Genomic DNA, 25,192 nt, shown 5'->3' on the forward strand with positions numbered 1-25,192 from the left:
AGAAAATAATGTAACATTATGTTATTGTGGGAAATATATCAAAAATAAAATTAAAAGGAGGGGGAAGTATTATGAAAAAAATAGAAATTATAAAAATAGGGCCGAAGAGTGCTTTTAAAGCGACATTATATTTTGCTATTATTCCATTATCGATTATGGTTGCTTTAGGCTTTTTAGTCGCAATTATTGGACTCGCTATTGGCAAGCCAGGCTTACTGGCAGCAGGAATTCCTTATATTATTATGCCCGTTATACTTATTTTTGTTTACGGCTTGATTGGGATGTTAAGTGCCTTTATCTATAGTAAGCTAGCGACAAAGTTTGGCGGTCTTGAAGTAACGGTTGTAGAAAAGGATAAGCTTATAGGATAATCCGTCATGAAAGACCGATCTCAGCTTCGTGTAGAACGCTGGGATCGGTCTTTCATTTTAAAAGTACGGTTGGTTATGCACGGACAGCGCACTTCTTCCAACGTCATATTATTCTCCTTGTTTCTCGTGATGTAATAGCCAGTTTTTACGTGTTAATCCACCGCCATAGCCGCCTAAATCACCATTTGAGTTGATGACTCGATGGCAAGGAATCATAATCGCAAGCTGATTTGCGCCATTGGCCTGAGCGACAGCACGATAGGCGGATGGTTTACCGAGTGCAGCGGCGATGTCTGAATAGGAACGCGTTTCGCCCGGCGGAATTTTCATTAATTGCTCCCATACGCTCTTCTGAAAAGGTGATCCAAGCAATGAGACGGGGGTTTTGAATTCGGTCAGTTTTCCGTCAAAATAGCGGGTCAATTCACTTTCAATCGATTGGATTGGTTCCGTGACACCTGGAATGATGGCGGATTTTGTCCGTTGACGAAGCCTTTCTACTTCGCGCTCCAGCCCTCGCCGATCAACAAATTCAAGAAGATAAAGTGCGCTCTCATCTCCAATTGCAATCATCGGCCCTAGCCGTGTATCGATCCAAGAAGCTTTCAGAACCCTGCTATTCTCTACTAATGTAGGCGCGGCCCCCATAATTCGCGAGAAAGCATCTCTGAAACCGCTGCTGGATTCATAACCGGCAGATAGCTGAGTATCAATGATCTTTTGACCCGATCTAATATTCTTTAAGGCAAGTCCCATGCGGCGGGCACGAGCATATTCAACAAACGTCATGCCAAATCGCTTTTTGAACTGACGCCGCGCCGTTGATTCATCAACCGAAAGGTTTTTGAAATCTTGTTCTTTCCATCGTTTTTCAGGATTTTCCTCAACGGCAGCAACAAGCTGGCGAACAACCTCCGATACATGGTTCGGGTGGGAAAGCGGACGGCATCTTTGGCATGGCCGATAGGAGGCAAGCAGTGCTTGTTGTGCCGTCTCATAAAATTCGCAGTTTTCAAATTTAGGCTTTCGTGCCGGGCAGGTTGGACGGCAGAACACGCCAGTCGTTTTGACGCCTACATAAAATACGCCTTCATATTCCGTTCTTTTCTCTAATAACGCCCTGTAGTATTCTTCGTTACGCTCTGCAGGTACCATGTTTGCACGCCCTAATCTTAGATTATGCTCTTATTATAGAGCCTTCAAAATTATAACGTAGCCGAAAATCAGGCATTTATTTTTTGATTCGCTTGTATGAAACCTGATCATTATGCGCACCTGCAAGAGCGACGCCAAACCGGAGATTTGCGAACGCTTGCCGGGCTGTTTTACTTGTATTCAGATGAAGTTCGTAATCTGATTACCAGAATGCAATCCAACAACGGATGACGCTTATCATGACTTTGACACGGCTTTACAGTCCTTCATGTTGATTGCCTAGTAAGAGAAAAGCCAAGAAATATGCTAGTTACAACCCAGCATTTTCTTGGCTTTTGAGTATGAATGAATTGTCGAGCTTGAATCTACTTCAATAGCGACAGGATGGTGCTATTGCTTAAATAATAGCTCTTTACCATCCGAAAGGTACGTATAATAGTGATCTTTGGAAGCTTCTTCAATATGCTCGAATGCCCAGTGAGCAGAAGTCGCATCCGGCCATGATGGTGTTGTTACGCCTGTAAGCGGTCCTCTTCCTAGCAAACGGTTCATAATGGTAACTGCTTGCGCACGTGTTACATATTCCTTCAGACCGAACGAGCCGTCTTCAAAACCGATCATAACCCCCGCTTTGTTTACAGCGGCAATAGCTGCTGCAGCCCAGTGCTGATCAGATACGTCCTCAAATGTGTTCGTGAATGGTCCGTTAAGATCAACATTTAACCATTTGGCCGCAATCATTGCCATTTCGGCTCTCGTTATGCGGTCATTTGGCCGGAAATTGCCCTGCTTATCGCCAATCATTAATCCAATATCTTGTAGCTGCTCGATGTTAGCTGCGGCCCAGAAGCCTTTTGCAACATCCGGATAGAGCTCTTGGTATTCATAAACATTTGGTAAATTTTTGTTGCGTGCTAGTAGAGCCGACATCTCCGCTCTCGTGATCGTGTTATTCGGGCGGAATGTGCCATCAGGGAAGCCTTTAATATAAGCATTATGATGGCCAGGGTTTGCAATGTTCAGGTCAGTGAAAGACTTCAAAGTGCCTGTGAAGCCGCTGCCCGGCTTATAAGATACGGTTGCTTCATAACCAACGGGAATAGGATTCTTCAGCTGAATAATAACTTGATTGCCATCCATTCTAACGTCTTTTATATCCACTGCCTTGCCACTAATTTTTACTATAAAGCCTGATGTGTCCACCTTACCGCTGCCATCAACTAGATCAAGAACAATGGTTCCCGCTTTTGGATCGATGGTGGTCTTCTTCACTTGCTCCGTCACAGGCTGAGCGGGTATGGCGGTGCTTCCACCTGTCGACCGTTCTGTTAACTGAATAACGGAGAAAATGCTAAACTTGTCAATTTCAATCTCTAGTCCAATTGGAGTATCACCGCTGTACACAACGGCAGGTTTCATTACCACTTTTTCTCCATCGCTATGCTCTACAAAAACTCGCAGCGAATCTAAAAAGCTGTCGTAGTTGCTTGCAGGCACGGTGATTCCGTTCTTTGCAAATGGTAAGAACAGTGTTGTTGTGTAATCGCGATAGTTTGTTTCAATTTCCAAGGAGGAGCCGATCACTGCAACATTTCGGCTTCCAGCTGCTGCTCTGACAACTGTCTCATTCACAATGCTGGTATTTAATTCCGCTTGATGACCAGCATCTTTTACAGGAATTAAGCGGAAAAACAAGTCAAGATAACGATCTGCCATGCGGTCAATAACATTTGCAGCAATGGATATAGTTGCATATTCTGTACGTATATCCAACGTATTTTGGTTGGTGTTTAACAGTCTTATAGATTGTCCAGGAATTTCGACAGCAATCTCACCTGGTTCGTCTCCTGCAACCTCATCAACAAATACAGTTGATACTCCGTTTTTTGTTCTAAGATCATTAATAAACCTTGCTGCTGCTGCCGGATCAAAAATGGCTTTGTCAATTTTTACTCCATTTGATAACATAACACGATTAATGCCAACCGGCTCACTCACCTCGTTGTCTGAGCCGCCAACAACAGGGACTTGTCGATAATTCTCGATTGTTGTCTTTGTTAGGTTCTCGGCTTTGACAATTAACAGGAATGTGCGGGTTTTCGTTACACCATTTTTAGAAACGGAAGCGGTGAGTATAACACTCTCATCCTTTGCATGACGATGAACAAGTGTCTTGATTGATCCATTCTCAGGCAATGAAATTTCAATTGAACTTGGCTTGTTGGAAGTCCAATCGATCATCGTTTCATTTGCCCCTGTTGTTACAATGAGTACAGGAAGCGTAACACTCTCCCATGTATCGTTTGCTTGGTAACCGATTTGCAGGGCCCTCAGTGCATCATCAATAGCTTCGTCTGTCGTGAATTCGACCGTTATAAGCAAGGGCTTGCTTTCATATCTGTCTTTTTCCGTTAATGTCACTTGAATTTTGGTTCCAGGCTCAAGGTCAAGTCCTCCGATGACAACGGTTCCCGTCTCTTCTCCGGCATTTACCGCACGTTTCAACTCTGTACCATTCTCGTCGTATACAATAATGGTCGCCCCAGCAGGCACCTCTACTACCTTAACGCTGCCATTCGATACACTTGCTTTAACCTTTGAACTTTCCGGTGAGCCACTATCTATTTTTGCTGTGCTAGAAGTGGATGGGCTTTCCAGCTTTCCAACTTCTGCAATTGCAACCTTAACCAAGTCTCCCTCACCAAGTACATGCGGGGCTTCAATGTTAACTACAACGGTAGCTATGGACGTATCCGTGTTTGTAACTGTACCAATAACATCGCCGTTCTTGTCATATACGTTGATAGTTGCACCTGGTGGTACATCTTTAACGGTTACTGCGTTTTTCGTTGCGTTTGTTTCCAAATTGTTACTCTCAAGCGGCGCGCTTTCCGTTTTTGCTTCGCTCGATATCGGTTTACTTTCCAGATGACCGTCTTCTGTGATCGTAACTTTTACAATATCGCCTTCAGCAAGCGCGGTTGTAGGTTCAATAGTAACGACAACGGCTGTTTTTGATGTGCCTGTATTTGTAGCCTTACCGATAACATCACCGTTCTCGTCGTATACTAGAATGGTTGCACCCGGCGGTACATCCTTGACGGTTACGGTATTATTTGTTGCGTTCGTTTTAACGTTATTTGTGTCAAGCACGCTGTCAAGCTTCGCTTCGCTAGACACTGGCTCACTTTCGAGCTTACCTGTCTCAGTAACTGTAACTTTAATGTTGTCTCCTGCCACAAGCGTATGCGGTTCTTTAATTTCAACTACGATATCTGCTTCCGTGCCAGTGTTAGTAGCTGTTCCAATAACCTCGCCGTTCTTGTCATATACGTTGATGGTTGTACCTGGCGGTACGTCTTTAATCGTTACCGTATTGTTCGTTGCGTTTGTTGTGATTTTTTTCTCGTCCAACGGGTCGCTCTCCAGCTTCGCTATGCTTGTTACTCGTTCGCTTTCTGGCTTGCCGTCTTCTTCTGTAATTGTAACCTCAATGATGTCACCTTCTTGAAGCTTGGTTGGCGGATCAATAGTGACTACCACTTCTGTTTCTTCATTGCCGTTGTTAGTTGCTGTACCGATGAGCTCGTCATCGTCACCATACACTTTAACAGTCGAGCCCGGTGAGACGTCTTTAACGGTTACTGTGTTTTTGGGTACATTCGTAGTGATTTTCTCTTTTTCAGGCGCACTGCTCCGTAAAATAGGAGATACTGCTGTTACGTTGCTGGCTACTTCACCATTTTTTGCATATGAAATATCAATTTGGCTGGCGCCAGCTAGTATATCCTTGCCATCGTCGGTCAATGTCAAGCGAACCGTTCCGTTCGTTGCAATTGACGAAGTTGCAATGACTTCACGATTGTCGTCGTATAGGGTTACAGCTACTCCATTCGGAACGCCATTGATCGTCACAATGCCATTAGCTGTATAGGACAACACAATGTTATCTGCGACAGGCGCCGCAGTCATAATCGCTGAACTGCTCGCAGATGTGCCTCCGTTGCTGGTGATTACAGTAATATTGTTATTACCGGCCTGCAGATGACTCGAATCATCAAAGGTATAAACAAGCACGCCCTCACTATTTGTACTATACTCGCCATCTACTAATTGATTGTTAACATAAATATCAACCTTTTCATTAGGCAAGTTATCGCTTTTGCTAATGCCGTTGACCTTGATATCAATACCCGTCTGTGTTCCAACACCTGTGGAGAATACTTTATTGATTGTAACTGCACTTGGTCCTTGCTTATAATTTCCGTTGGGTTTTAGTCCTCCGTCAACGTAGGAGTTTTTGAAATACCATGCCAGAATATCATGATGGGAGTTGGCTCCCCCTGTACTCGCGCCAAAGCCTACATATACCTCTTTGTTCATAAGGGATGTGCCGACATTACGAGTCAGTGATCTGTTATCCGCATTCGTTCGATCATCACTTAGACCATAAGTTGTAGTAAGAAGTCCATTATCATCATAATCAACCCAAACATGAACGTAAGCACCGCTTGCGGCGTAATCGTACAAACGGAAGTTGGCTCCTTGCAAATTATCAATAACGTCGCCACTGCCCTGTTGATGATGGTTGTTGCCATTCATTACAATAGCGACATGATCGGCAGTAGGGCCGGTTGGATTCGTTATCGGATGATATTGATTTAAGCGATTAAAAGGGGTGTTGGGATCATTGTATTGAATTCCCTTATGAGGTCCGAGGTTTTTCCACGTATCGAACTCTACACCTACGGAGTTTGGAATACCGGCATAGCCTACGCCTTCGCCTACCCCGCCTAGAACAGGAGTCGGATTATCCTGAATAATAAAGGTTAGACCATCAGCGGGTCCCGGAAAGTTTAAATTATTTAACGAAGTGCTTCCATTTAAATGCATGACAAAATAAGTGCTAAAGCCGCCGTCAAGCTTAATTTTATTTGTACGAACGACGATGCCGCTTGAATCATTCGTAACCGGCACTACTCTTAATCGTCCGTTCGCTGTTGTGGCGGTGTTATTTCGGCCCGGAATAGCCGGGAAGCTCAGCACTCTGGTCGCATCATTAGATACAACTGCAGTAGGACCGGTATGATTAAAATTTTGCCAGCCGACATAGATTGGCAGCGAGTCCGGCTCGGAGCTCGCCAGCACAGGCGTTATCGGCGCCGCTGAGAGTACCAAAATAAAGGAAGTAACAACTAATAAAATCCTTCTAAAAAATGAATCTTTGTGTAGATGATCAACGTGCATGATTTTTCCTCCTGGTTGTGGTCATCAATTTGTAAAAATATGCTAATTCGCACATTCCTAATTATACCATTCGATTCTGGACAAACTCTAAACATCCCTTGATATGTTGATCAGTACTTGTAAATCATGAATAAAATTACTTTATTGCTTCACTTTATTATTTTCGAGAAAAAAATGATGAAAAACCTATGTGTAAGCGATTGCAGCTGGGAAGTGTTCGTTATTTAGGGGCAAAATAAGTTGATTTATTAAAGGATAAAGATGTACAATAGTTGGGTGATTGATAAAGAAGTATCGGGTATTCAGAATGTTAATGGTCCTGACTATGCATTAGTGATAATTGTCACAATATAATCAGGCATTTACATGATTAAAAATAGTTAGTTAAACTCTAAGGAGGATTTTAATATGGCATTGGTATCAATGAAAGAAATGTTGAACAAAGCGTTAAAAGAAGGTTATGCAGTTGGTCAATACAACATCAACAACTTGGAGTGGACACAAGCCATTCTAGGCGCTGCTCAAGAAGAGCAATCCCCGGTTATCCTTGGCGTTTCTGAAGGCGCAGCTCGTTACATGGGAGGTTTCACAGTTGTAACTGCAATCGTGAAATCACTAATTGAAGAAATGAAAATTACGGTTCCTGTTGCGATCCACTTGGATCACGGTTCCAGCTTTGAAAAATGTAAAGCTGCGATCGATGCTGGATTTACATCCGTTATGATCGATGCTTCACACTCACCATTTGAAGAAAACGTAAAAACGACTCAAGAGGTTGTTGCATACGCGCACGAGCGCGGCGTTTCTGTTGAAGCTGAGCTAGGTACAGTTGGCGGTCAAGAAGACGATGTAATTGCTGAAGGCGTTATTTATGCAGATCCTAAGGAGTGCTTCGAGCTAGTACAACGTACTGGTATTGACTGCCTTGCTCCTGCGCTTGGTTCCGTTCACGGTCCTTACAAAGGTGAACCAAACCTAGGCTTCAAAGAAATGGAAGAAATTTGCCAAACAATCAAATTGCCACTAGTATTGCATGGCGGCACAGGTATCCCAACTGAGCACATCAAAAGATCAATTTCGCTAGGAACAGCGAAAATTAACGTAAATACAGAAAACCAAATCACATTCACAAAAATCGTTCGTGAAGTGTTGAGCGCAGATTCCGAAGCTTTCGATCCGCGTAAATTCCTTGCTCCAGGTCGCGAAGGAATCAAACAAACCGTTATGGGCAAAATGCGTGAGTTTGGTTCATCCAACAAAGCGTAAGATCATTTTCGAATATACAAAAAGAGCTGTCTTTCAAACGCCGCTGGCGGGAGAAGGGCAGCTCTTTTTTTTGTTATCTGATTTGCGGCAAACGCAAGGCTGCTCACGTTCCCGCCAAGCTAAGCGCCAGCAAATAAAAAGGATTTCAACCGGAAACGAGGAATATAATGTAAAAATAAACATGCATAAACAGAATGGAGAATGGCCTATCGAGCTCCCTCACTATGAGCAATATAAAAGGATTTTTGCACATACAGCGAAGCCTTTTGCTTATGTAAATCTTGATTTATTGGATGCGAATAGCAGAGCCATTGCGGCTGCGGCGGGTGACAAGAAAATTCGTGTCGCAAGTAAATCAATAAGGTCTGTGGAGGTTCTTCGACGTATTCTTCAATCAGACAAAGTATATCAAGGCGTCATGTGTTATACGGCAAGAGAGGCGGCTTTTCTGCTGAAGCGTGGTTTTGATGATTTGCTGCTTGGTTATCCCGCGTGGGAGCCGCGCGAAATTTCAATTCTGTTAGAGGCTGCAGCTAGTGGCCGAACGGTTGTATTTATGGTTGATTCCATTCAGCATGTGGAGCATATCGAGCGGCTAGCAGCGGTCACTGGCGTACAGGCAGCCGTTTGTCTGGATATCGATATGTCTGCAAACTATCCCGGACTGCATTTTGGCATATGGAGATCACCGGTAACCTCATGGCCACTGGCTAAGCCGATTGTCGATAGGATAATGCAATCCAAATGGGTAAGGCTGGATGGTGTAATGGGGTACGAGGCGCAAATTGCCGGGGTAGGGGATCAAGTCTCGGGACAATGGTTAAAAAATTCATTCATCCGCCAGCTGAAGCGGCGTTCAATTCGAGAAGTAGCTGAAAGGCGTGAGGAAGTGCTGCAAGGTATTCACGCGTTAGGCGGGGAACTGCGTTTTGTAAATGCTGGAGGTACTGGGAGTATAAGCAGCTCCACATTGGAGCAGGGAGTAACGGAGATCACCGTAGGCTCTGGTTTTTATTGTCCTACGCTGTTCGATCATTATGCTGATTTTCAGTATTTGCCTGCTGCTGGATATGCGGTGGAAGTCGTGCGGAAGCCTAGAGTAGATATGGTAACCTGCTTGGGCGGGGGTTACACCGCTTCGGGCGCTGTTAGCGCGGAAAAAGCGCCGCAGCCGCATTTGCCTGAAGGCTTAACGTTGATTTCGTTAGAAGGCGCGGGTGAGGTGCAGACGCCGCTTCGTTGTCCGAGCGGTTTGGCTCTCGAGCTGGGAGATCCAATCTTTTTCCGGCATGCGAAGGCTGGGGAGTTATGTGAACGGTTTCCGAAGCTGTATGCGATAACGGGGGAAGGCATTGTTGACGAGTACTTAACCTACCGCGGAGAAGGGGAATGTTTCCTATGAAAGCGAATCGGAAAAGCTGGACAAATTGGTCGGGGTCAGTCACTGCCGCTCCTGAGCTTATTCGGCATCCGAAGACGATAGATGAAGTAGTGGCAATCGTTCGTCATGAGTGTTTGAAGAGTGGCAAATATTTGCGCGTTGTAGGGTCAGCGCACTCTTTTACGGCGGTTGCTGCTTCTAATCAGGTGCTTGTATCGCTCGACGAGCTGCAAGGAGTGGTGAGTGTAAATGCTGATGAGCAGACGGCTGTCGTCTGGGCAGGAACGAAGCTGAAGCGGTTAGGCGAGCTGTTGCATGAAGAAGGGCTGGCGCAGGAAAATCTAGGCGATATAGATGTTCAGTCGATTGCAGGTGCGATTAGTACAGGAACTCACGGATCAGGGCTCCGCTTAGGAAGTATAGCTACACAGGTGATTGGCATAACGGTCGTGAACGGCTTAGGAGAAGTGATGGAATATACGCTGCAGTCACATCCGGCTGTATTTCGAGCATTACAGGTTTCATTAGGCACATTAGGCATTATTGTTCAGGTTAAGCTTCAATTAAGGAGCTCTTATCTACTTTCCTATGAGAGCAAACGTATGGCTTTGACGGACTGCTTGACGCAATTGCCGAATCTTGTAGAGGATAACCGGCATTTTGAGTTTTTTTGGTTTCCCTATGCGGAGACTTGCCAGGTCAAACTGATGAATGAGACAGATGCGCCCATACCTACGAACAAATGGGTTGAATATGTAAACGAAAAGCTAATTGAAAACACATTGTTTGGCTTACTATCAGGGTTTTGCAAGATGATCCCCACAGCAAGTGCTGCCATAAGCAGGTTAAGTGCATCAAGTGTACCCGTTGCGACGAAAGCGAACTATAGCCACCGCATATTTGCGACAGAAAGAACCGTCCGTTTTTATGAGATGGAATACAGCTTGCCGAAAGAAGCCATGACGTCGGTCATTCGTGAAATGCAAGAGGCAATGGAACGTGAGCGATTCCATGTTCATTTCCCTATTGAGTGCCGGTATGTGGCGGCTGATGAAATCTGGCTTAGTCCCGCTTATGGCCGCGATTCTGCCTATATAGCAGTCCATATGTATAAAGGCATGCCGTACAAACGTTATTTTGAAGTGATGGAGCAAATCTTTCTTCGATATGAAGGCAGACCCCACTGGGGTAAAATGCATACGCTCAAGGCTGCCAATTTAATTAAGCGTTATCCGATGTGGCAGGAATTTGCCGAAATAAGAAAGCAAATGGACCCTCATGATTTGTTCATGAGCCCTTATTTGCGAGAGTTGTTTACGACTCAAAATTAGCTTTTACATCCGCTAGATCATGTTTAAGCCGGGTAATAAAGCTCTTTGAGATCGGGGTAGAGTGATGTCCTTCAGGCTGAATAAGACCTAAATAAACAGCGCCTTGGCCTGTTAAATCAAGCTCCAAAATGACCGATTGATCCCGAATAATGGACAAATCACTCACAAAAGAGTAATCAAGGCCGATGGTTACGGCATGATGATTTAGGAGTGCCCTGCCAATCGAATTCGGGTTGTTTGTCGTAAACAAAATATCCACCGCGCCATATTTGGCTTGAAAGTCATCCATAAACCATTTCACATAATCATCATTATACAAGACGATCGTTTGCTGCATAATTTCCTCTGGCGTAATCGTTTTGTTAAGCGCCAATGGAGACTGTGTGCTTACTGCAGCAACCATCTTTACACTCATCAAGCGTTCAATGGACAGTCCGATATTTTCAACAAGGCGATTCTCAAACAAAATAATAAAACCCAAGTCGGCTCGATTATGCAGAATGTCGTCAATAATTTCCTGAGAGCCCTTCTCGAAAATTTCCATTCGTATTTGCGGATAATCCTTTTTAAAATCCATGACGGCATTCTCAATCAGAAAAGCATGGCCGGGAATGGTGGCGAATCGCAAATGGCCTTGTACAGAATTAGAATAGCCCTGCGTGGTCTCGACTAGCTCTTTGTACTTGTTAAGAACTTCATACACCTTCTTTATAATGACAATTCCTTCGGCTGTTGGTACTGCTCCTGACCGAGATCGCTTGAGGATAACAACCCCCCATTCCGATTCTAGACTTGAAATCGCTTGGCTAATAGCCGATACGGTGACATGAAGATTTTGAGCGGCAGCCGAGATTGACCCCGTTTTTACAACTTCAACAAGATACTCCAGCTTTTCGATATTCATGAATGACCTATCTCCTTTATTTTAGTTTTTCTTAAGTATTATTCAATTTGTTTAAATTTATCTTAACTTATATCAATGATAAGATGAAATCAAGGTACAGATACTCGTACTTATATAGTAAGAGTGAAATTGGCGGATTGTGGACAACGTAATCGAGACCGTTTAGGGGCTCGAATCACAAGAAGGAGTGTTGATAACGTGAGATTCCAAGATAAAGTTGTTATTGTTACAGGCGGTGCAAGCGGTATTGGCGAAGTAACCGTCCGTTTATTTGCCGAAGAAGGGGCGAAAGTGGTCATTGCGGATTTTTCTGATCATGGGCAGGGCGTTTCCGATCAGTTGAATACAGAAGGCTTTGATACCTTGTTTGTAAAAACGGACGTGTCCAACGAGGACGACGTCATTCATATGGTATCCCAGACAGTGAGCAAATATGGCAAGCTGGATGTTCTGTTTGCAAACGCAGGTATAGCTAAGGACGGGCCTGCTGATCTATTAAGCTTAGATGCCTGGAATAGAACCATTGATATCAATCTAACAGGCGTGTTTCTCTGTGATAAATATGCAATCAAGCAAATGCTTGCACAAGGCACAGGCGGTTCCATCGTAAATTGCGGCTCCATCCATAGCCACGTTGGCAAAGCAAATGTTACTGCGTATGCTTCTGCGAAAGGCGGCGTTAAGCTTTTGACACAGTCGCTGAGTGCGGACTATGCAACTAAAGGCATTCGAGTCAATGCAATATGCCCAGGATACATTGATACACCGCTCATCGCAGGGCGGAATGAAGCGATTACGCAGCATCTTATCGATTTGCATCCGATGAAACGCCTTGGCAAACCTGAAGAAGTCGGTAAAGCCGTGTTGTTCCTTGCCAGCGATGATGCTTCTTTTATAACAGGTGCCAGCCTGCTTGTTGATGGCGGCTACACCGCGGTCTAATTTGCATTTCAGTAAATGGAAGAGTTTAATCGCATGATGAGCATCAATGTCACCAGCGTGTTTCTTGGGATGAAGCATGTTATGCCGCTTATGGCGAAGACAGGCGGCGGGTCGGTCATCAATGCCTCCTCCGTTGCAGGTCGTTTTTCTGGCATCCGATGAATCATCTTTCTCAACGGGGGCAGAATTCATTCTCGATGGCGGGGCTACTGCGAGATAAATTAAAAAGTAAGGGCACCCAAGCGCGGGTGCCCTTACTTTTTGTCTAGTCTTAAATAGAGAAAGGTATTATTTTAATCAACTAGCGTGCCGAAAGAACGTCTGAATTAAATTGGATACCGTCCTGTCATATAATGTTTTCGCCATCGCTTCACTTTGAATATGACCACCTAAGTAAAGGTGGATGACTCCGTGTAATGAAGCCCAAACCACATGAACAACAAGTATCGGGTCTTTTTCGGCTATCAGTTCTAGCTCTATTGCCTCAGCGATCGTGTTTATAACTTGTTGCAAAGCAGTTATCGTCGCTTTTAAACTTTCCTCTTCCGGTTTGAATTCGCTAAAAGCTCCGCCAAACATCAACATATAGTAGCTTGTATAGGATTGTCCAAAACTCCAATAAGCTTCACTCAAGTCATGAAGATATTTCTCTAGGTCTGCTTGTTTTGGCACCGAGTCAAAGGACTTGGCTAACAGCTTGCAGCCTTCCAAAAATAATTGCTTAGCTAAACCTTCTTTGTTATTAAATAAGTTGTAAATGATTTTAGTGGAACATTCCATTTTCTCAGCAACTCGGCGAACCGTAACCGCCTCTGGGCCATGTTCCTGCAAAATACTTGCAGCTGCCTCTACAACGTTTTGTCTTAAATTCTCGGTATGCTGCAGTCTCGTTTCCTGATAGGTTTTAACAGTACGGTTATCTGTGAAAGGCATATCGGAAGGATTGTTCATCTAACTTCACCCTCAGACCTTTAATTTTTTCGAGATACGATGTTTCCTGACATTCATTTTACTATTTTCAATTACATAACACCAACTAAAATGGGTGCCGCGTTAACAACAATCATGACTTTTGATCAGTAAGTTGACATTAAGCGGGTAATTAAATACAATGGTTTCATTAGGAAACAATGTTTCTATATGAAAACTTAATATCTGAGAGGGTTGAGACAATGATACAAGTACAAAACAAGTGGGCACTGGTTACAGGTGCTTCTTCGGGTATAGGAGAAGCGTTTGCTCATGAATTGGCTGCTAAAGGAAGCCATTTGATCTTAACCGCACGCTCGGAATCTAAGCTCGTTGCTTTAGCTGAGAAACTAAGCAAGAAACATGGCATTCAAACGGAGGTTATCGTCTCAGACCTATCCAAAGAAGGCTCGCCCGCGAAGCTATATCAAGAATGCCTAAAACGTGGACTTAGCATAGATATATTAATTAATAATGCGGGATTTGCTAGCCATGGATGGTTTGATCAGTTGCCTAGTGGCCGAGTACATGAAGAAGTGATGCTCAACGTAGTTGCAGTTGTGGATCTTACTCATTTGTTTTTACCGGATATGCTTAAAAAACGGAGCGGTATCGTCATTAATGTAGCTTCTACTGCAGCATTTCAACCGGATCCGTATATGGCGGTGTATGGAGCGACCAAATCTTTTGTACTGTCGTTTACACAGGCGCTTTGGGAAGAAAACCGCAAACGCGGTGTCCAATTTCTTGCTTTATGTCCAGGTTCAACGGAAACCCCATTCTTCAGCGTTGTAGGAGCAGAAGAGGCATCTGTCGGAAAGCGCGATACGCCAGAACATGTTGTACAAGTGGCGCTTCGCTCATTAGAGGCTGGTCGGCCTTATGCTGTTGCTGGGATCAAAAACTTCATAACAGCTCAAGCATCTCGTTTTTTAACAAGCAAACAAATGCTTCGTATTGTGGAGCGGATGCTGCGTCCGCGTGTACTTTTAAAATAAAAATGTGAAGTTCGTTATCTGTGGTGGAAGAACTTATTTGTTTAAAGTGAAAAGGCACCCAAGCGGGTGCTCTCTCATTTTTAACAACAAATAAGCCGGCTTATATTCACATTCCGTTAGTTATTGAAATGCATGGGGGAATTGTGTGACGATGCCAGCTGTAAATGCATCCGCCATATCCAGTGCTTGTTTCTCAATTTGATCAAAGGCTTCGATGTCAGATTCATAATTTTTGGATAATCGAAATACGGCTTCATCTTTGGTCATGCGAAGATGCTCATGCAGCATGTTCTCCAAGGCTGACTTCGGCCAATTGGGGTTGATACTGTTCATAAAGCCAGCGATTTCATCTGCATTGGCATACCATTTCTTTTCTGCTTCCGCAGCTGCTTGATTATTGCCAGCCTTCGCAGCTTTAACGAGCTGTGCAGCCAAAACAAGATGTTCTCTCATTAAACGGTCAAACTGAGAAGCTACCGTATCTCCGTAATAATATTTAAAAACGGAGGCCATGTCTGTGGGATTACGGAGGAGACGCTCGGTAACTAACGCTTCATCAGGCAAGCCTTCCACAATACTAATAATGAGCATCCTCGTCCAAGCGACGTGTTGCTCCCAGAGCGTTCGGAAAGTTTGGTTTAATTCTACTTCGGCTTTACTTATACATGTATTACTTTGTACGTTACCCCATTTCATTCTAAAAAATGGAGTAGGCGTTTGCCTATAGGGGATATAATTCGTCTGCCATGTGTATGGGTTATAAGGATAAGTACCTGGATAAGCAGCATTTCTTGCAAAGAAAGAGGGTTGATGCCGTGGATCTGATATCCAAGGAATCGAATAGAACATAGGTGTTGCCTCCTTAATATAGGTATTCACCTAATAACTATACGTAAAGAAAGTAGTATGCGATTGGGCTATTGACTATATTTATCACTGTAAACCCTGCACGTATGAGGACAAGGGATACTACATGCTGATTATGGCCTGCAAAGTGAACGATAACCTCGTGCAATTCATTTATTTAATCGATAATAAATAAGTCGTTATAAACAATTGAGCGTCAGCGGATAACCTATGGTGAAACATAGATTATTTGCTGACGCTCTTTTCATTGTTTCTATGCATCAAACAAAATTTGTATTGGGCTGCATATCTCGTCCTATTTATTGCCGCACCGCCACCTGAATGACACATTGACCCCTTATAGTATAGAAACTGCCATCAATAATAAAGGAAAGATAGGAGAAATAAACATGTATGAAATTCATAATGTATCCAGATTATTCGGCCAGGAATATGCACTTAAAAATATATCTCTTGAAATCAAGGGTGGGCTTAACTTTATCGTAGGTGCATCAGGAAGCGGGAAAACAACCATCCTCAAAATATTAGCTGGCTTGGACCAGGATTTTAAAGGCGAGGCTTATTACAAAAAGCAAAATCTAAAAACGCTCAGCCAAAAGGATAAGAGTGAGTATCACAATAAAAAAATCGGGATCGTATGGCAGGAATTTAATTTGATCGACGATTTATCGGTATTGGATAACATAAAAATGCCTCTCTATTTAAACGATACCATTTCAGGTGAACGAATAACTCAGCTCATGAAGCAGCTTAAAATTAATGAGCTCGCAAAGCAGAAGGTCAGAAATCTATCTGGCGGTCAAAAGCAGCGGGTGGCTATAGCAAGAGAGCTTATGAAAAATCCTGAGGTCCTTATTGCTGATGAGCCCACAGCCGCGCTTGACCCGAAATCAGCCAGTGTAATTATTAATATATTGAAGCAAATCGCCAAAACGCGTACAGTCATTATCGTCACGCATGATAGCTCGATGCTTGACGATAACAGCAGTGTTTTTGAGTTTGATAAAGGTGAGCTCGTGTTGGAAACGAAAGTCGAACAAGCTAAGCCAAAACCAGCTCCGATGACAGCAAAACCTGCATTATCTGTGAAGCGGACCATGGCAATCTCAATGACCAATATAAAGAGTAAAATAAGCAGATACGCGGTGTTGGTTGTTGCCATATTGGTATCGACAAGCTTCCTATTAATGAATACATCAGGCCGTATACAAAACACGAGTCAAAACAGCTTTGATGAATTGTACGCTGCGATTGGCGAGGGCCTTTTTGATATTGAGATCGCATCTAAATTTATAAGCGCAGGCAGTTCAAGCGAGTCTGATCAAGAGCAAAAGCCAAATGTCGATGTGGATCAGGACATTGCAGGTCTTTATGAAAAATACTTAAATGATGAACGTGTGAAGCACGCGGTATTTGCCCAGGCAGTGAATAATATTACGGTAGTCTTAGATGGCAAGGAGCACAAGATTGAGGGCTCAAACAATGTCCCTGTATTCAAAAAGCTAATAGCTGGTAAAATGCCTACGGGTGATCATAATGAAGTGGTTGTCTCAAACAGCTTGGCAGATGTTTTAGGCGTTTCCAATAATGATCTCATCGGCAAAACGATTGACCTCCGTGGGACGCTTTTTAATTGGGATTCCGGTGAGCCAGTTGAAAAGCCAGTTGGTACGACTGTCAAAATTGTTGGTGTAGCGGATACAACAGCTGTGGTAGAGTTTAACGGTGAGATTAAGGAGTATCCAGTAAACGACTCATTCTTTTTCAGTAAATCATCGGTTATTGAACTGCGCGAACAGGCGAACATGAAATCCAAAACGTCTAATTTCTCGATGAGAGCAAATAGCGCCGAGGACATGATTTCATTGAAAGACGAGCTGCTGGCGATGGGAATTGTGCCGAATGGCAGATTTGAACTGGTCGAAGATATGGTTCGATTAAATGCTCAGGCGAAAGAGCAGTCAGGCTCAGCTGTCATTGTCATTAGCATTCTGTCTCTAATCGTTTCGCTTGCCATTTCGTTTATGACAGCAGCTATGCGTAAAAGAGAATATGCGATTTTCAAAATAAACGGCTATAGGAATAGCGATCTAACAAAAATGACGTTCGTGGAATACTTGTTTGTTAGCTTAGCGGCATTTGTATTATTTGTGTTGGCCTCACCACTCATCAACATGGCTATGAATTCAATTACTGGCTCGCCGGGTGTTTTGGAAGCCAAATCATATGCTATAGAAGCGGGCCTGATTATCCTCATTGCATGGTTTTGCAGCTTGATAACGACGATGGTGATTGGGACTGTCAATACATTTAAATCGTTGAAGTCAGGTGACAGAGCATGATTATTTTAGAAGAGGTAACAAAAAAATATGGTGACCAAACTATTTTAAACCGTATAGGATATACGTTTCGGAATAGAGGGATTACCTGTATTCTTGGCGCATCAGGCAGTGGGAAAAGTACATTATTGAACCTGCTCGCAGGGTTCGATATGAATTACAAAGGAAACATTACGGTATGCGATGAGAAAATTACAGAAATGACATCAGTAGAGCTTTGTCAATTCCGTCAAAACCATATCGGGTTTATTTTTCAAAGTTACAATTTAATAAGCGGCTATACGGTTATGGAAAATATTTTACTCGCAGCTGAGTTGAATGGGAAACCAGCGCATGAAAACCGTGATAAGGTATTTGCATTAATCAAAGAGTTAGGCATCGAAACGAAGGCAGAAGAAAAAGTAGAAAATCTATCAGGGGGGCAGAAGCAACGCGTTGCGATAGCGAGAGCACTTGTGAATGATCCACAAATATTATTTGCAGATGAGCCTACTGGAGCGCTTGATCGTGAGTTAGCTAATCAAATTATGGATATCTTGAAGGAAGTGGCAAGGGATCGGCTGGTCGTTGTCATTACCCATGATAAAAAGATATGTTCGTGGGCTGATGAAGTTTTGTCTATTGAAAATGGGAAAATACATGTTATTTCATCTCAAGTAACATCAGCAGAACAAACGATAGTCCAAAAGCAAATCAAAGCAAAGCATACGAGTAACCGTGCCCAGGTTTCCTTTTGGAAACGTGCCGTTAAAAATTTTAGAGTGCGGCTATTTCGTTATATAGCAGTTAGCTTGGTCATTGCAATAGGAATTGCGCTGTTTGTTGTCTCACTCTCATCCAGCAACATCATGAGTCAGTCTATTACTGATTTTAAAGACAAAAACACCGCGTTCAATAATGGATACATCGCGTTAAATGAGAAACAAGATCCATTCAAGCTATTAAGCCAGGATCATAGAATTGAAAATGTATATTATCAATATGTACTCAAGGACGTAGCACTTACTCTAAGTGTAGGGATCGTTAGCTTTAAAGAGAAAATACCCATGCCAAGAGCCACTGAAAATATGTCATACGGCATAATGCCGAGATATGGGGAGAACGAGATTTCAATTACGCCAAGTGTAGGGAGAAAACTTACCGATAATATTCGTGAGCTCATTGGCCAAAAAATAACGCTAAAATATAACGGACAAAGTTTCCCTCTCACAATCAGCGGTATCTATAACGCAGGTTATGATGATTTTTTCATCAGCTCCGATGTGGAGAAATCACTGTATGAGCATGAGAGAGGAGAGAAGCCATTCTCAGTTTCTTATGATGCGACAAGCTTTTCGGATATTGTGCCGGTAACAGAGGGTTTGGAAAAACAAAACATAACGACCAAAACGGCTGTGGAGCAAGTCGCTGCTCTAGAGAAAACCTTTAACAGCGTAAAGAAGCTTTTTCTTGCTGTGTCCATTCTTATTTTATCCATCGCATTTTTTATTAGCATTGTACTGCTTGCTAAACAAACAAACGCTAGATACCGTGAGATCGGAATTTTAGCAGCTCTCGGCTACAACAAGGGATGGATCAGGGGGATATTAGCTGCTGAAAACATCCTTTTAGCTAGTACATCAACAATTCTTAGTATTGGAATGTTTTTCGTCATCAGTTATGTATATAGTCTTTTGCTAGGGGGCGGAATGATCATACAAGCCCTGCAAATTGCGATTACTGTCATTTCAACATTTATCATTATTCTTTTAATGAGTACGATTGTTAGTCGGAAACTAATTGCTGCTGAGCCGGCGGATGCTCTTCGGAAATAAAGGATTACGAAGTAATACTTAGTGATGTTAAAAGGCAATATCGTGTTGCAAACGAAAACAGCCTATACTCCTGAATGATAGGGGTTTAGACTGTTTTTTTGTTATATTTTCAGCTAAATGACCTGAGTTAATTATGATCCCGAAGAGGAAGGGTTAAGTAAAATGTGACACCATCCTCTTCATTAAATACGCCGTACTCACTTTCATGTCGTTGTAAAATCGCTTTTACGATGGACAAGCCGATGCCGGTTCCTCCAAGCTCACGGCTGCCTGAATGGTCAGCTCTATAGAAAGTGTCCCAAATATAAGGCAGATCCTCTTCGGGAATAGGCGTGCCCTCATTTTTAAGCGCTACACGTACGGATGACTGTTCGGTCTTTATACGTATTTCAAGACGTCCTTGAACGGGGGTATGGCGTATAGCGTTACCAAGCAGGTTGATCAGCACTTGCTCCAGCCGCTGCCGATCTGATCGCACCCATAGTTCTTCAGCATCTAGTCCAATCTGCTGAGGACGAATGGATTTCTCATGCAAGAGTGGAGCCATTTTCGTTAGTACCGATTGGACCGTTTCATAAAGCGGGACCGTTGACCATTGCAGTGCAAACCGGCCGCTCTCTAATTGGGATAGATCCAGCAAATCGGCGACAAGACGGGCCATCCTCTCCGATTCCTCGATAATCACGGCCGTATATTTATCGCGTTTCAGTCCGTTTGCTACATTGTCTTGGAGCGCTTCTGCATAACCTTGGATTAGACTGACCGGTGTTTTTAATTCATGTGATACGCTTGCTACGAATTGCCTGCGCATGCGTTCTAGCTGCTTTTCTTTCTCGATATCATCAAGTAATTTCATATTCGCTTCCTGCAATTCGGCCATCGTTTGCTGCAGATTAAGGGCAAGGCTATTCATCGTTCCCGCGAGCTGGCCGATTTCATCCTTCCGGTTCATACGTACGAATGCTGTGAAATCGAGCTTGGCCAGACGCTTTGCTACTTTGTTCAGCTGCATCAACGGCAATGTAATGGTGCGTGAAAGGAAATAAGCAAACAGTAAAATAGGGATGGCAGCAAGCGCGTAAAAATACATATAAAATCGGCTCATAACTTGAACAGCATCGCCGACAGGCTGGAGTGTAGCCAGCGCAATCAAATACGCATCTCCACCCCTATGGTTTACTGTGTTCGGCAGCTTCACTGCGGCAAGTAGCATGTTTTCGTTATCAGCATTAAAGGATGATATTTTCGTTACGCTCACATGTCCTGTTTGGGATAGTGTGCTGAATCGGTCGCTATTTTGCAGCCAAATGCTCATGGCGTCTGACAGCCGATTACTGTAGGGATTAACATAAGCTGCAGGTACGAGGGGTTGGCTTCTAATGTTCTTATCATTCAGATGAGGCTGGACGTAAGGCTCGGGATCGAGTTGAATCGATAGATCGTAATCATTATTAAGGATGATGGAAGGCGTCACAGGTATAGCAGGAATGGCTTTGTAGCCCCCAGCATACACGTCGATTTTACTTCCTTGCTTGTACAACGTGGCTGTTACACCGTAAAAGCGTTGTTCGAAGCTGACGACCTCTTCTGGCTTGACGTTTAGATCGTAAACACCGGATGCATACTTATGATAAATGCTTTCCATCTGCTGAGATAGCTCATTCGACTTCTGCTCGATATAAAACGTTCCGAAAAATTTAGTCTGGAGCACCATCCATAAGATGATAAATAACATCAAAGCGACCAAGGTCACCCAAAATATTTTGAAATCCAATCGCTCTCTCTTCATAAATACCTCATGTTTTGTTTTTGAAATTTATAACCATTGTTGCGCACGGTTTGAATGTAATCAGCCTTGTCTCCTAGTTTTTTGCGTAGACGTTTAATCTGCGTATCGACTGTACGGGCATCGCCGAAATAATCGATCCCCCATAAGCGATCAAGAAGAGTATCTCTTGTTAATACGATATTTGGATGCTGGTAGAAGAACAGCAGCAGTTCGTATTCTTTTGGCGACAATTCGAGAAGCTTGCCGTAAAGATAAACTTCATGGGCTTGCTCATTAATTTCCAAATCATGATGCTTCTTCAGCTCTGCGACCCCATCATGAACATGCCATCGGCTTAATAAGGCTTTAATTTTTGCGATCAATACTTTGGGGCTAAATGGCTTAGTTACATAATCGTCTGCACCCAATTCGTAGCCATATAACTTATCTTCTTCCTCTGACCTAGCCGTTAGCATAACAATTATAGTCTGGGAGTGACTGCGAAGCTGCTTGCATACTTCAAAACCATCTATACCGGGCATCATAATATCAAGCACAACGAGATCAGGCGGCGTATGGCGAGCATGCTCTAACGCTTCATAGCCATTTGCTGCTTGTATGATGTGGTAGCCCTCTTCTTCCAAATAATCTGCAACAAGCTCCCGCATGCGAGGCTCATCCTCAACGATGAGTATTAAGGGCTGTTTCACCATATTGGATTCAATCTCCTCTTTAGCCCTTGTCATTGCACTGTCATAGGGGCATTATGATTCATATTGTTTGAGCTCACTAATTACCACCATTATGGAGGAAATGATCCTGTAAACGCAATGCTGCCCTATATACCGGCTCATTCGCCCCTAATTTGCATTGCTAATGGTTTTCATTTGTCGTTTTATGATAGTATATAGACCTATACGCTAAGAAGGAAGTGAACCATTATGATCAACATAACGATTCCGGCGCCGGACGTAACCATAACCAAGCAGGTTAATCCACAGCTGAGCAATATTTATGGCTTTACTGATTTTCACCTGATTACAAGGGAGCATGGCGGTTTCTTTATGTTTTACAACGATAAGGACGAGCTGCTGTTTGTCGGCAAGGCACGGAAGCTAAGACCCCGTATCAAAAAACATTTTGAGGATTCCGTATCCGTCATGAAAAATCATCGCAATGAGGTTACTAAAATTGAGGTTTATGTTAATGAGGATTCGGTTGATCGCGAGATCTACGAAACATACCTTATTAATAAATTCAGAGCGAAATACAATGTAGAAAAAGTGTTCTTTAAATAAATAGATCGACAAACACAAAGCAATGAGCGCAGTCATTCGGACGAGGCTTATTGTTTTTTTTGTTTAGGGTGAGATGCCGGCTTGTTGACATCGAAAAGTAAACCTGTTATATTTATCTTAAATTAAAGATAATTAAATTAAAGATTTTTTTAGAAGATGATTTGTATTCATGAACCACGGGAAAGCTAAAATTGAATGGAGGAATATATAATGAATCAATTAAAAGGTATCCATCACGTTACGGCAATTACAAGCAGTGCAGAGCGCAACTATGACTTTTTTACAAACGTGTTAGGTATGCGATTAGTGAAAAAAACGGTGAACCAAGACGATATTCAAACGTATCACTTGTTTTTTGCAGATGATAAAGGCAACGCAGGCACTGACATGACATTTTTCGATTTTCCACATATTCCGAAGGGCGTGCATGGAACGAATGAAATTTCAAAAACTTCATTCCGCATTCCGAATGATGCGGCTTTGCAATACTGGGTAGAGCGATTCAACCGTCTAGATGTGACGCATACCGGTATTCAAGAGATGTTTGGCAAGAAGTCACTTTCGTTCGTTGACTTTGATGACCAACACTATCAATTGATTTCGGATGAAAATAATAAAGGGATAGCTTCAGGAGTGCCTTGGGAAAAAGGACCAATCCCGTTAGAGCACGCGATTACGGGTTTAGGACCAATCTTCATTCGCATTTCTAATTTCGAGAACTTCAAAACGATGCTGGAGAAAGTGCTGTTGTTCAAAGAAATTGACCAAGACGGCTCATTCCATCTATTTGAGGTTGGTGAAGGCGGAAACGGAGCTCAAGTTATTGTGGAATACAATGCTGTGCTTCCACAAGCGCATCAAGGCTTTGGCACCGTTCACCACGTGGCATTCCGTGTAGAAGACCGCGGCGTATTAAATGAATGGATTGAGCGCCTAGAGAGCTTCAGATTGCCGTCTTCCGGCTATGTAAACCGTCACTTTTTCGAATCGTTGTACGCTAGAGTGGCTCCGCAAATTTTATTCGAATTTGCAACGGATGGTCCAGGGTTTATGGGTGATGAGCCTTATGAGACGCTTGGTGAAAAATTATCGCTGCCTCCTTTCCTAGAGCCTAAGCGTGAAGAAATCGAAAAATTAGTTCGTCCAATCGATACGGTTCGCAGTACGAAGGAGTTTATTAAAGAATAATGCTTCAGAAATAGACAGAGGTAGTGGATTGATTGGACAATATCCCCTATACTTGTAAGGCAACTTCAAGGAGAACTTGAATGTATAATAAGGAATGGGGGACATGAACTTATGTCTAGTTTGCCAAATTGCCCGGAATGTAATTCTGAATACACGTATGAGGATGGCAGTCTGCTAATCTGTCCAGAATGCAGTCATGAGTGGAGCTTACAATCAGAATCCGATAACGATGAAGATAAAAGAATAATTAAAGATGCGAATGGAAATGTGCTGAACGATGGTGATTCTGTAACGGTCATTAAAGACCTTAAAGTTAAAGGCAGCTCGCTCGTTATCAAAATAGGCACAAAAGTAAAAAACATCCGCCTAATTGAAGGCGATCATGATATTGATTGCAAAATCGATAGCTTTGGCGCTATGAAATTGAAGTCGGAATTTGTTAAGAAGATTTAGGATTTGCTTTTAATTCATGTATAGGCGAGGCCCGATTGGCTCTTTAGAGCTTATCGGGCCTTTTTATTGATGCTTAGGCGAAAATAATTTTCATAAATTAAATAGTGGTGAAATTAATTTACAAAATGAGGGTATTATGATATGTTGATTTTGCCTAGATGGCAGCGGCAGTCAGTGAGTAAATAAAAACAGCAGCGGAGTGGAGTCCAATGAATACAAATAGAAATGTACTTGATAGGATAAGAAGAAAGCTGGTCGTTTCCTGCCAAGCCTTGCCGGATGAACCGCTTCATAGTCCATTTATTATGGGGAGAATGGCATATGCAGCTTTTTTAGGCGGAGCTTCAGGAATTCGTGCCAACAGCGTAGAGGATATTAGGGAAATTAAGCAGCAGGTAGATCTACCGATCATCGGTATTATAAAAAAGGATTATGAGGGCTCTTCCGTATTTATCACCCCTACGATGAAGGAAGTGGATGAACTTTGCCGCGAAGGCGTGGATATCATTGCAATGGATGCAACAAATCGTGTGAGGCCGGACGGATCAACGATATCGGAATTATTTCCTTTACTACGAAAAAAGTATAAAGATCAGCTCTTTATGGCGGATTGCTCGACCTATGCTGAAGCTATCGAGGCTGCTGCGCTAGGGTTTGACATTATTGGGACGACTCTTAGCGGCTATACGGAAGCAACAAAAGATAATGTTTTGCCAGATTTTCAGTTGATAGAGAAGCTCGTGAATACGATATCCGTTCCGATTATTGCGGAGGGCGGTATCTCAACACCTGAGGAACTAAAACGATTATTTGACCAAGGGATTTATTCAGCTGTAGTGGGATCTTCCATTACAAGACCGATGGAAATAACCAAAAAATTCGTAAAGGCTGTTGAATAGCC

Annotated in this window: 19 protein-coding genes and 1 pseudogene; 13 read left to right on the forward strand and 7 right to left on the reverse strand. The window is 43.0% G+C overall.

From position 1 onward, the window contains the following. Positions 1 to 71: 71 nt before the first annotated feature. Positions 72 to 371, forward strand: a complete 300-nt coding sequence (locus AC1DOV_RS16595) for a hypothetical protein (RefSeq protein WP_477550492.1) — start codon at positions 72 to 74, stop codon at positions 369 to 371. Between the two features lie 108 nt (positions 372 to 479). On the opposite strand, the gene AC1DOV_RS16600 is transcribed toward AC1DOV_RS16595, so the two are convergent. Both AC1DOV_RS16600 and AC1DOV_RS16605 read right to left on the reverse strand, forming a co-directional pair. Next, positions 480 to 1,526 carry a bifunctional transcriptional activator/DNA repair enzyme AdaA gene (locus AC1DOV_RS16600; RefSeq protein WP_477550493.1) on the reverse strand — a complete coding sequence of 349 codons (1,047 nt, stop codon included), beginning with the start codon at positions 1,524 to 1,526 and terminating at the stop codon, positions 480 to 482. 390 nt (positions 1,527 to 1,916) lie between these two features. After that, positions 1,917 to 6,773, reverse strand: a complete 4,857-nt coding sequence (locus AC1DOV_RS16605; RefSeq protein WP_477550494.1) for an S-layer homology domain-containing protein — start codon at positions 6,771 to 6,773, stop codon at positions 1,917 to 1,919. Between the two features lie 408 nt (positions 6,774 to 7,181). Here AC1DOV_RS16605 and AC1DOV_RS16610 point away from each other — a divergent pair, with 408 nt between their 5' ends. Genes AC1DOV_RS16610 through AC1DOV_RS16620 form a run of 3 tightly spaced genes read left to right on the forward strand, consistent with a single transcriptional unit; the run spans position 7,182 to position 10,751 of the window. After that, a complete protein-coding gene (locus tag AC1DOV_RS16610; protein WP_054025684.1) occupies positions 7,182 to 8,039 on the forward strand; it encodes a class II fructose-bisphosphate aldolase in 858 nt (285 codons plus the stop codon). Further along, positions 8,011 to 9,441, forward strand: a complete 1,431-nt coding sequence (locus tag AC1DOV_RS16615; RefSeq protein ID WP_477550495.1) for an amino acid deaminase/aldolase — start codon at positions 8,011 to 8,013, stop codon at positions 9,439 to 9,441. The genes AC1DOV_RS16610 and AC1DOV_RS16615 overlap by 29 nt, the downstream gene beginning before the upstream one ends. Beyond that, positions 9,429 to 10,751 (forward strand): D-arabinono-1,4-lactone oxidase, encoded by a 1,323-nt coding sequence (locus AC1DOV_RS16620; protein WP_477550496.1) that lies wholly within the window; start codon positions 9,429 to 9,431, stop codon positions 10,749 to 10,751. The genes AC1DOV_RS16615 and AC1DOV_RS16620 overlap by 13 nt, the downstream gene beginning before the upstream one ends. Here AC1DOV_RS16620 and AC1DOV_RS16625 read toward each other — a convergent pair. Then, positions 10,735 to 11,655, reverse strand: a complete 921-nt coding sequence (locus AC1DOV_RS16625; RefSeq protein ID WP_441878293.1) for a LysR family transcriptional regulator — start codon at positions 11,653 to 11,655, stop codon at positions 10,735 to 10,737. The two genes, AC1DOV_RS16620 and AC1DOV_RS16625, sit on opposite strands and share 17 nt — an antisense overlap. A 198-nt stretch (positions 11,656 to 11,853) precedes the next feature. Between AC1DOV_RS16625 and AC1DOV_RS16630 the strand changes: the two genes are divergently transcribed. Next, positions 11,854 to 12,597 (forward strand): SDR family NAD(P)-dependent oxidoreductase, encoded by a 744-nt coding sequence (locus AC1DOV_RS16630; RefSeq protein ID WP_441964029.1) that lies wholly within the window; start codon positions 11,854 to 11,856, stop codon positions 12,595 to 12,597. A 27-nt stretch (positions 12,598 to 12,624) separates the two neighbouring features. Next, positions 12,625 to 12,738 (forward strand): annotated as a pseudogene (locus AC1DOV_RS16635) (SDR family NAD(P)-dependent oxidoreductase); the annotation flags it as partial. A 156-nt stretch (positions 12,739 to 12,894) separates the two neighbouring features. Here the strand turns inward: AC1DOV_RS16635 and AC1DOV_RS16640 are convergent. After that, positions 12,895 to 13,548 carry a TetR/AcrR family transcriptional regulator gene (locus tag AC1DOV_RS16640; RefSeq protein ID WP_477550497.1) on the reverse strand — a complete coding sequence of 218 codons (654 nt, stop codon included), beginning with the start codon at positions 13,546 to 13,548 and terminating at the stop codon, positions 12,895 to 12,897. Positions 13,549 to 13,769: 221 nt separating this feature from the next. Between AC1DOV_RS16640 and AC1DOV_RS16645 the strand changes: the two genes are divergently transcribed. Next, on the forward strand, positions 13,770 to 14,564 hold the full coding sequence (locus AC1DOV_RS16645) for an SDR family NAD(P)-dependent oxidoreductase (protein WP_441878299.1): 795 nt from the start codon (positions 13,770 to 13,772) through the stop codon (positions 14,562 to 14,564). 120 nt (positions 14,565 to 14,684) lie between these two features. Here AC1DOV_RS16645 and AC1DOV_RS16650 read toward each other — a convergent pair whose 3' ends face one another. Then, positions 14,685 to 15,413, reverse strand: coding sequence for a LysM peptidoglycan-binding domain-containing protein (locus tag AC1DOV_RS16650; RefSeq protein WP_477550498.1), 729 nt, complete (start codon positions 15,411 to 15,413; stop codon positions 14,685 to 14,687). 407 nt (positions 15,414 to 15,820) lie between these two features. Here AC1DOV_RS16650 and AC1DOV_RS16655 point away from each other — a divergent pair, with 407 nt between their 5' ends. Together AC1DOV_RS16655 and AC1DOV_RS16660 are read left to right on the forward strand one after the other, a co-directional pair. Next, positions 15,821 to 17,773: an ABC transporter ATP-binding protein/permease gene (locus AC1DOV_RS16655; RefSeq protein ID WP_477550499.1), complete on the forward strand. Its 1,953-nt coding sequence runs from the start codon at positions 15,821 to 15,823 to the stop codon at positions 17,771 to 17,773. Then, entirely contained in the window at positions 17,770 to 19,584 is a 1,815-nt protein-coding gene (locus tag AC1DOV_RS16660) for an ABC transporter ATP-binding protein/permease (RefSeq protein WP_477550500.1), read from the forward strand. Before AC1DOV_RS16655 ends, AC1DOV_RS16660 begins: the two co-directional genes overlap by 4 nt. Positions 19,585 to 19,711: 127 nt before the next feature. On the opposite strand, the gene AC1DOV_RS16665 is transcribed toward AC1DOV_RS16660, so the two are convergent. Beyond that, positions 19,712 to 21,373: a sensor histidine kinase gene (locus AC1DOV_RS16665; protein ID WP_477550501.1), complete on the reverse strand. Its 1,662-nt coding sequence runs from the start codon at positions 21,371 to 21,373 to the stop codon at positions 19,712 to 19,714. Continuing rightward, the gene (locus AC1DOV_RS16670) at positions 21,370 to 22,065 is read right to left on the reverse strand and encodes a response regulator transcription factor (RefSeq protein ID WP_477550502.1); all 696 of its coding nucleotides are present in this window, start codon (positions 22,063 to 22,065) and stop codon (positions 21,370 to 21,372) included. Before AC1DOV_RS16670 ends, AC1DOV_RS16665 begins: the two co-directional genes overlap by 4 nt. 228 nt (positions 22,066 to 22,293) lie before the next feature. Between AC1DOV_RS16670 and AC1DOV_RS16675 the strand changes: the two genes are divergently transcribed. From AC1DOV_RS16675 to AC1DOV_RS16690, 4 genes are all read left to right on the forward strand, one after another. Beyond that, on the forward strand, positions 22,294 to 22,650 hold the full coding sequence (locus AC1DOV_RS16675; protein ID WP_076266468.1) for a nucleotide excision repair endonuclease: 357 nt from the start codon (positions 22,294 to 22,296) through the stop codon (positions 22,648 to 22,650). 210 nt (positions 22,651 to 22,860) lie between these two features. After that, complete coding sequence (locus AC1DOV_RS16680) at positions 22,861 to 23,838, forward strand: ring-cleaving dioxygenase (protein ID WP_477550503.1); 978 nt, start codon at positions 22,861 to 22,863, stop codon at positions 23,836 to 23,838. Positions 23,839 to 23,949: 111 nt separating this feature from the next. Next, on the forward strand, positions 23,950 to 24,291 hold the full coding sequence (locus tag AC1DOV_RS16685; RefSeq protein ID WP_054025674.1) for a zinc ribbon domain-containing protein YjdM: 342 nt from the start codon (positions 23,950 to 23,952) through the stop codon (positions 24,289 to 24,291). A 209-nt stretch (positions 24,292 to 24,500) separates the two neighbouring features. Continuing rightward, positions 24,501 to 25,190, forward strand: coding sequence for an N-acetylmannosamine-6-phosphate 2-epimerase (locus AC1DOV_RS16690; RefSeq protein ID WP_477509548.1), 690 nt, complete (start codon positions 24,501 to 24,503; stop codon positions 25,188 to 25,190). The last annotated feature ends 2 nt before the right edge of the window (positions 25,191 to 25,192 follow it).

It is taken from the genome of Paenibacillus sp. 01T47 (assembly GCF_056398245.1).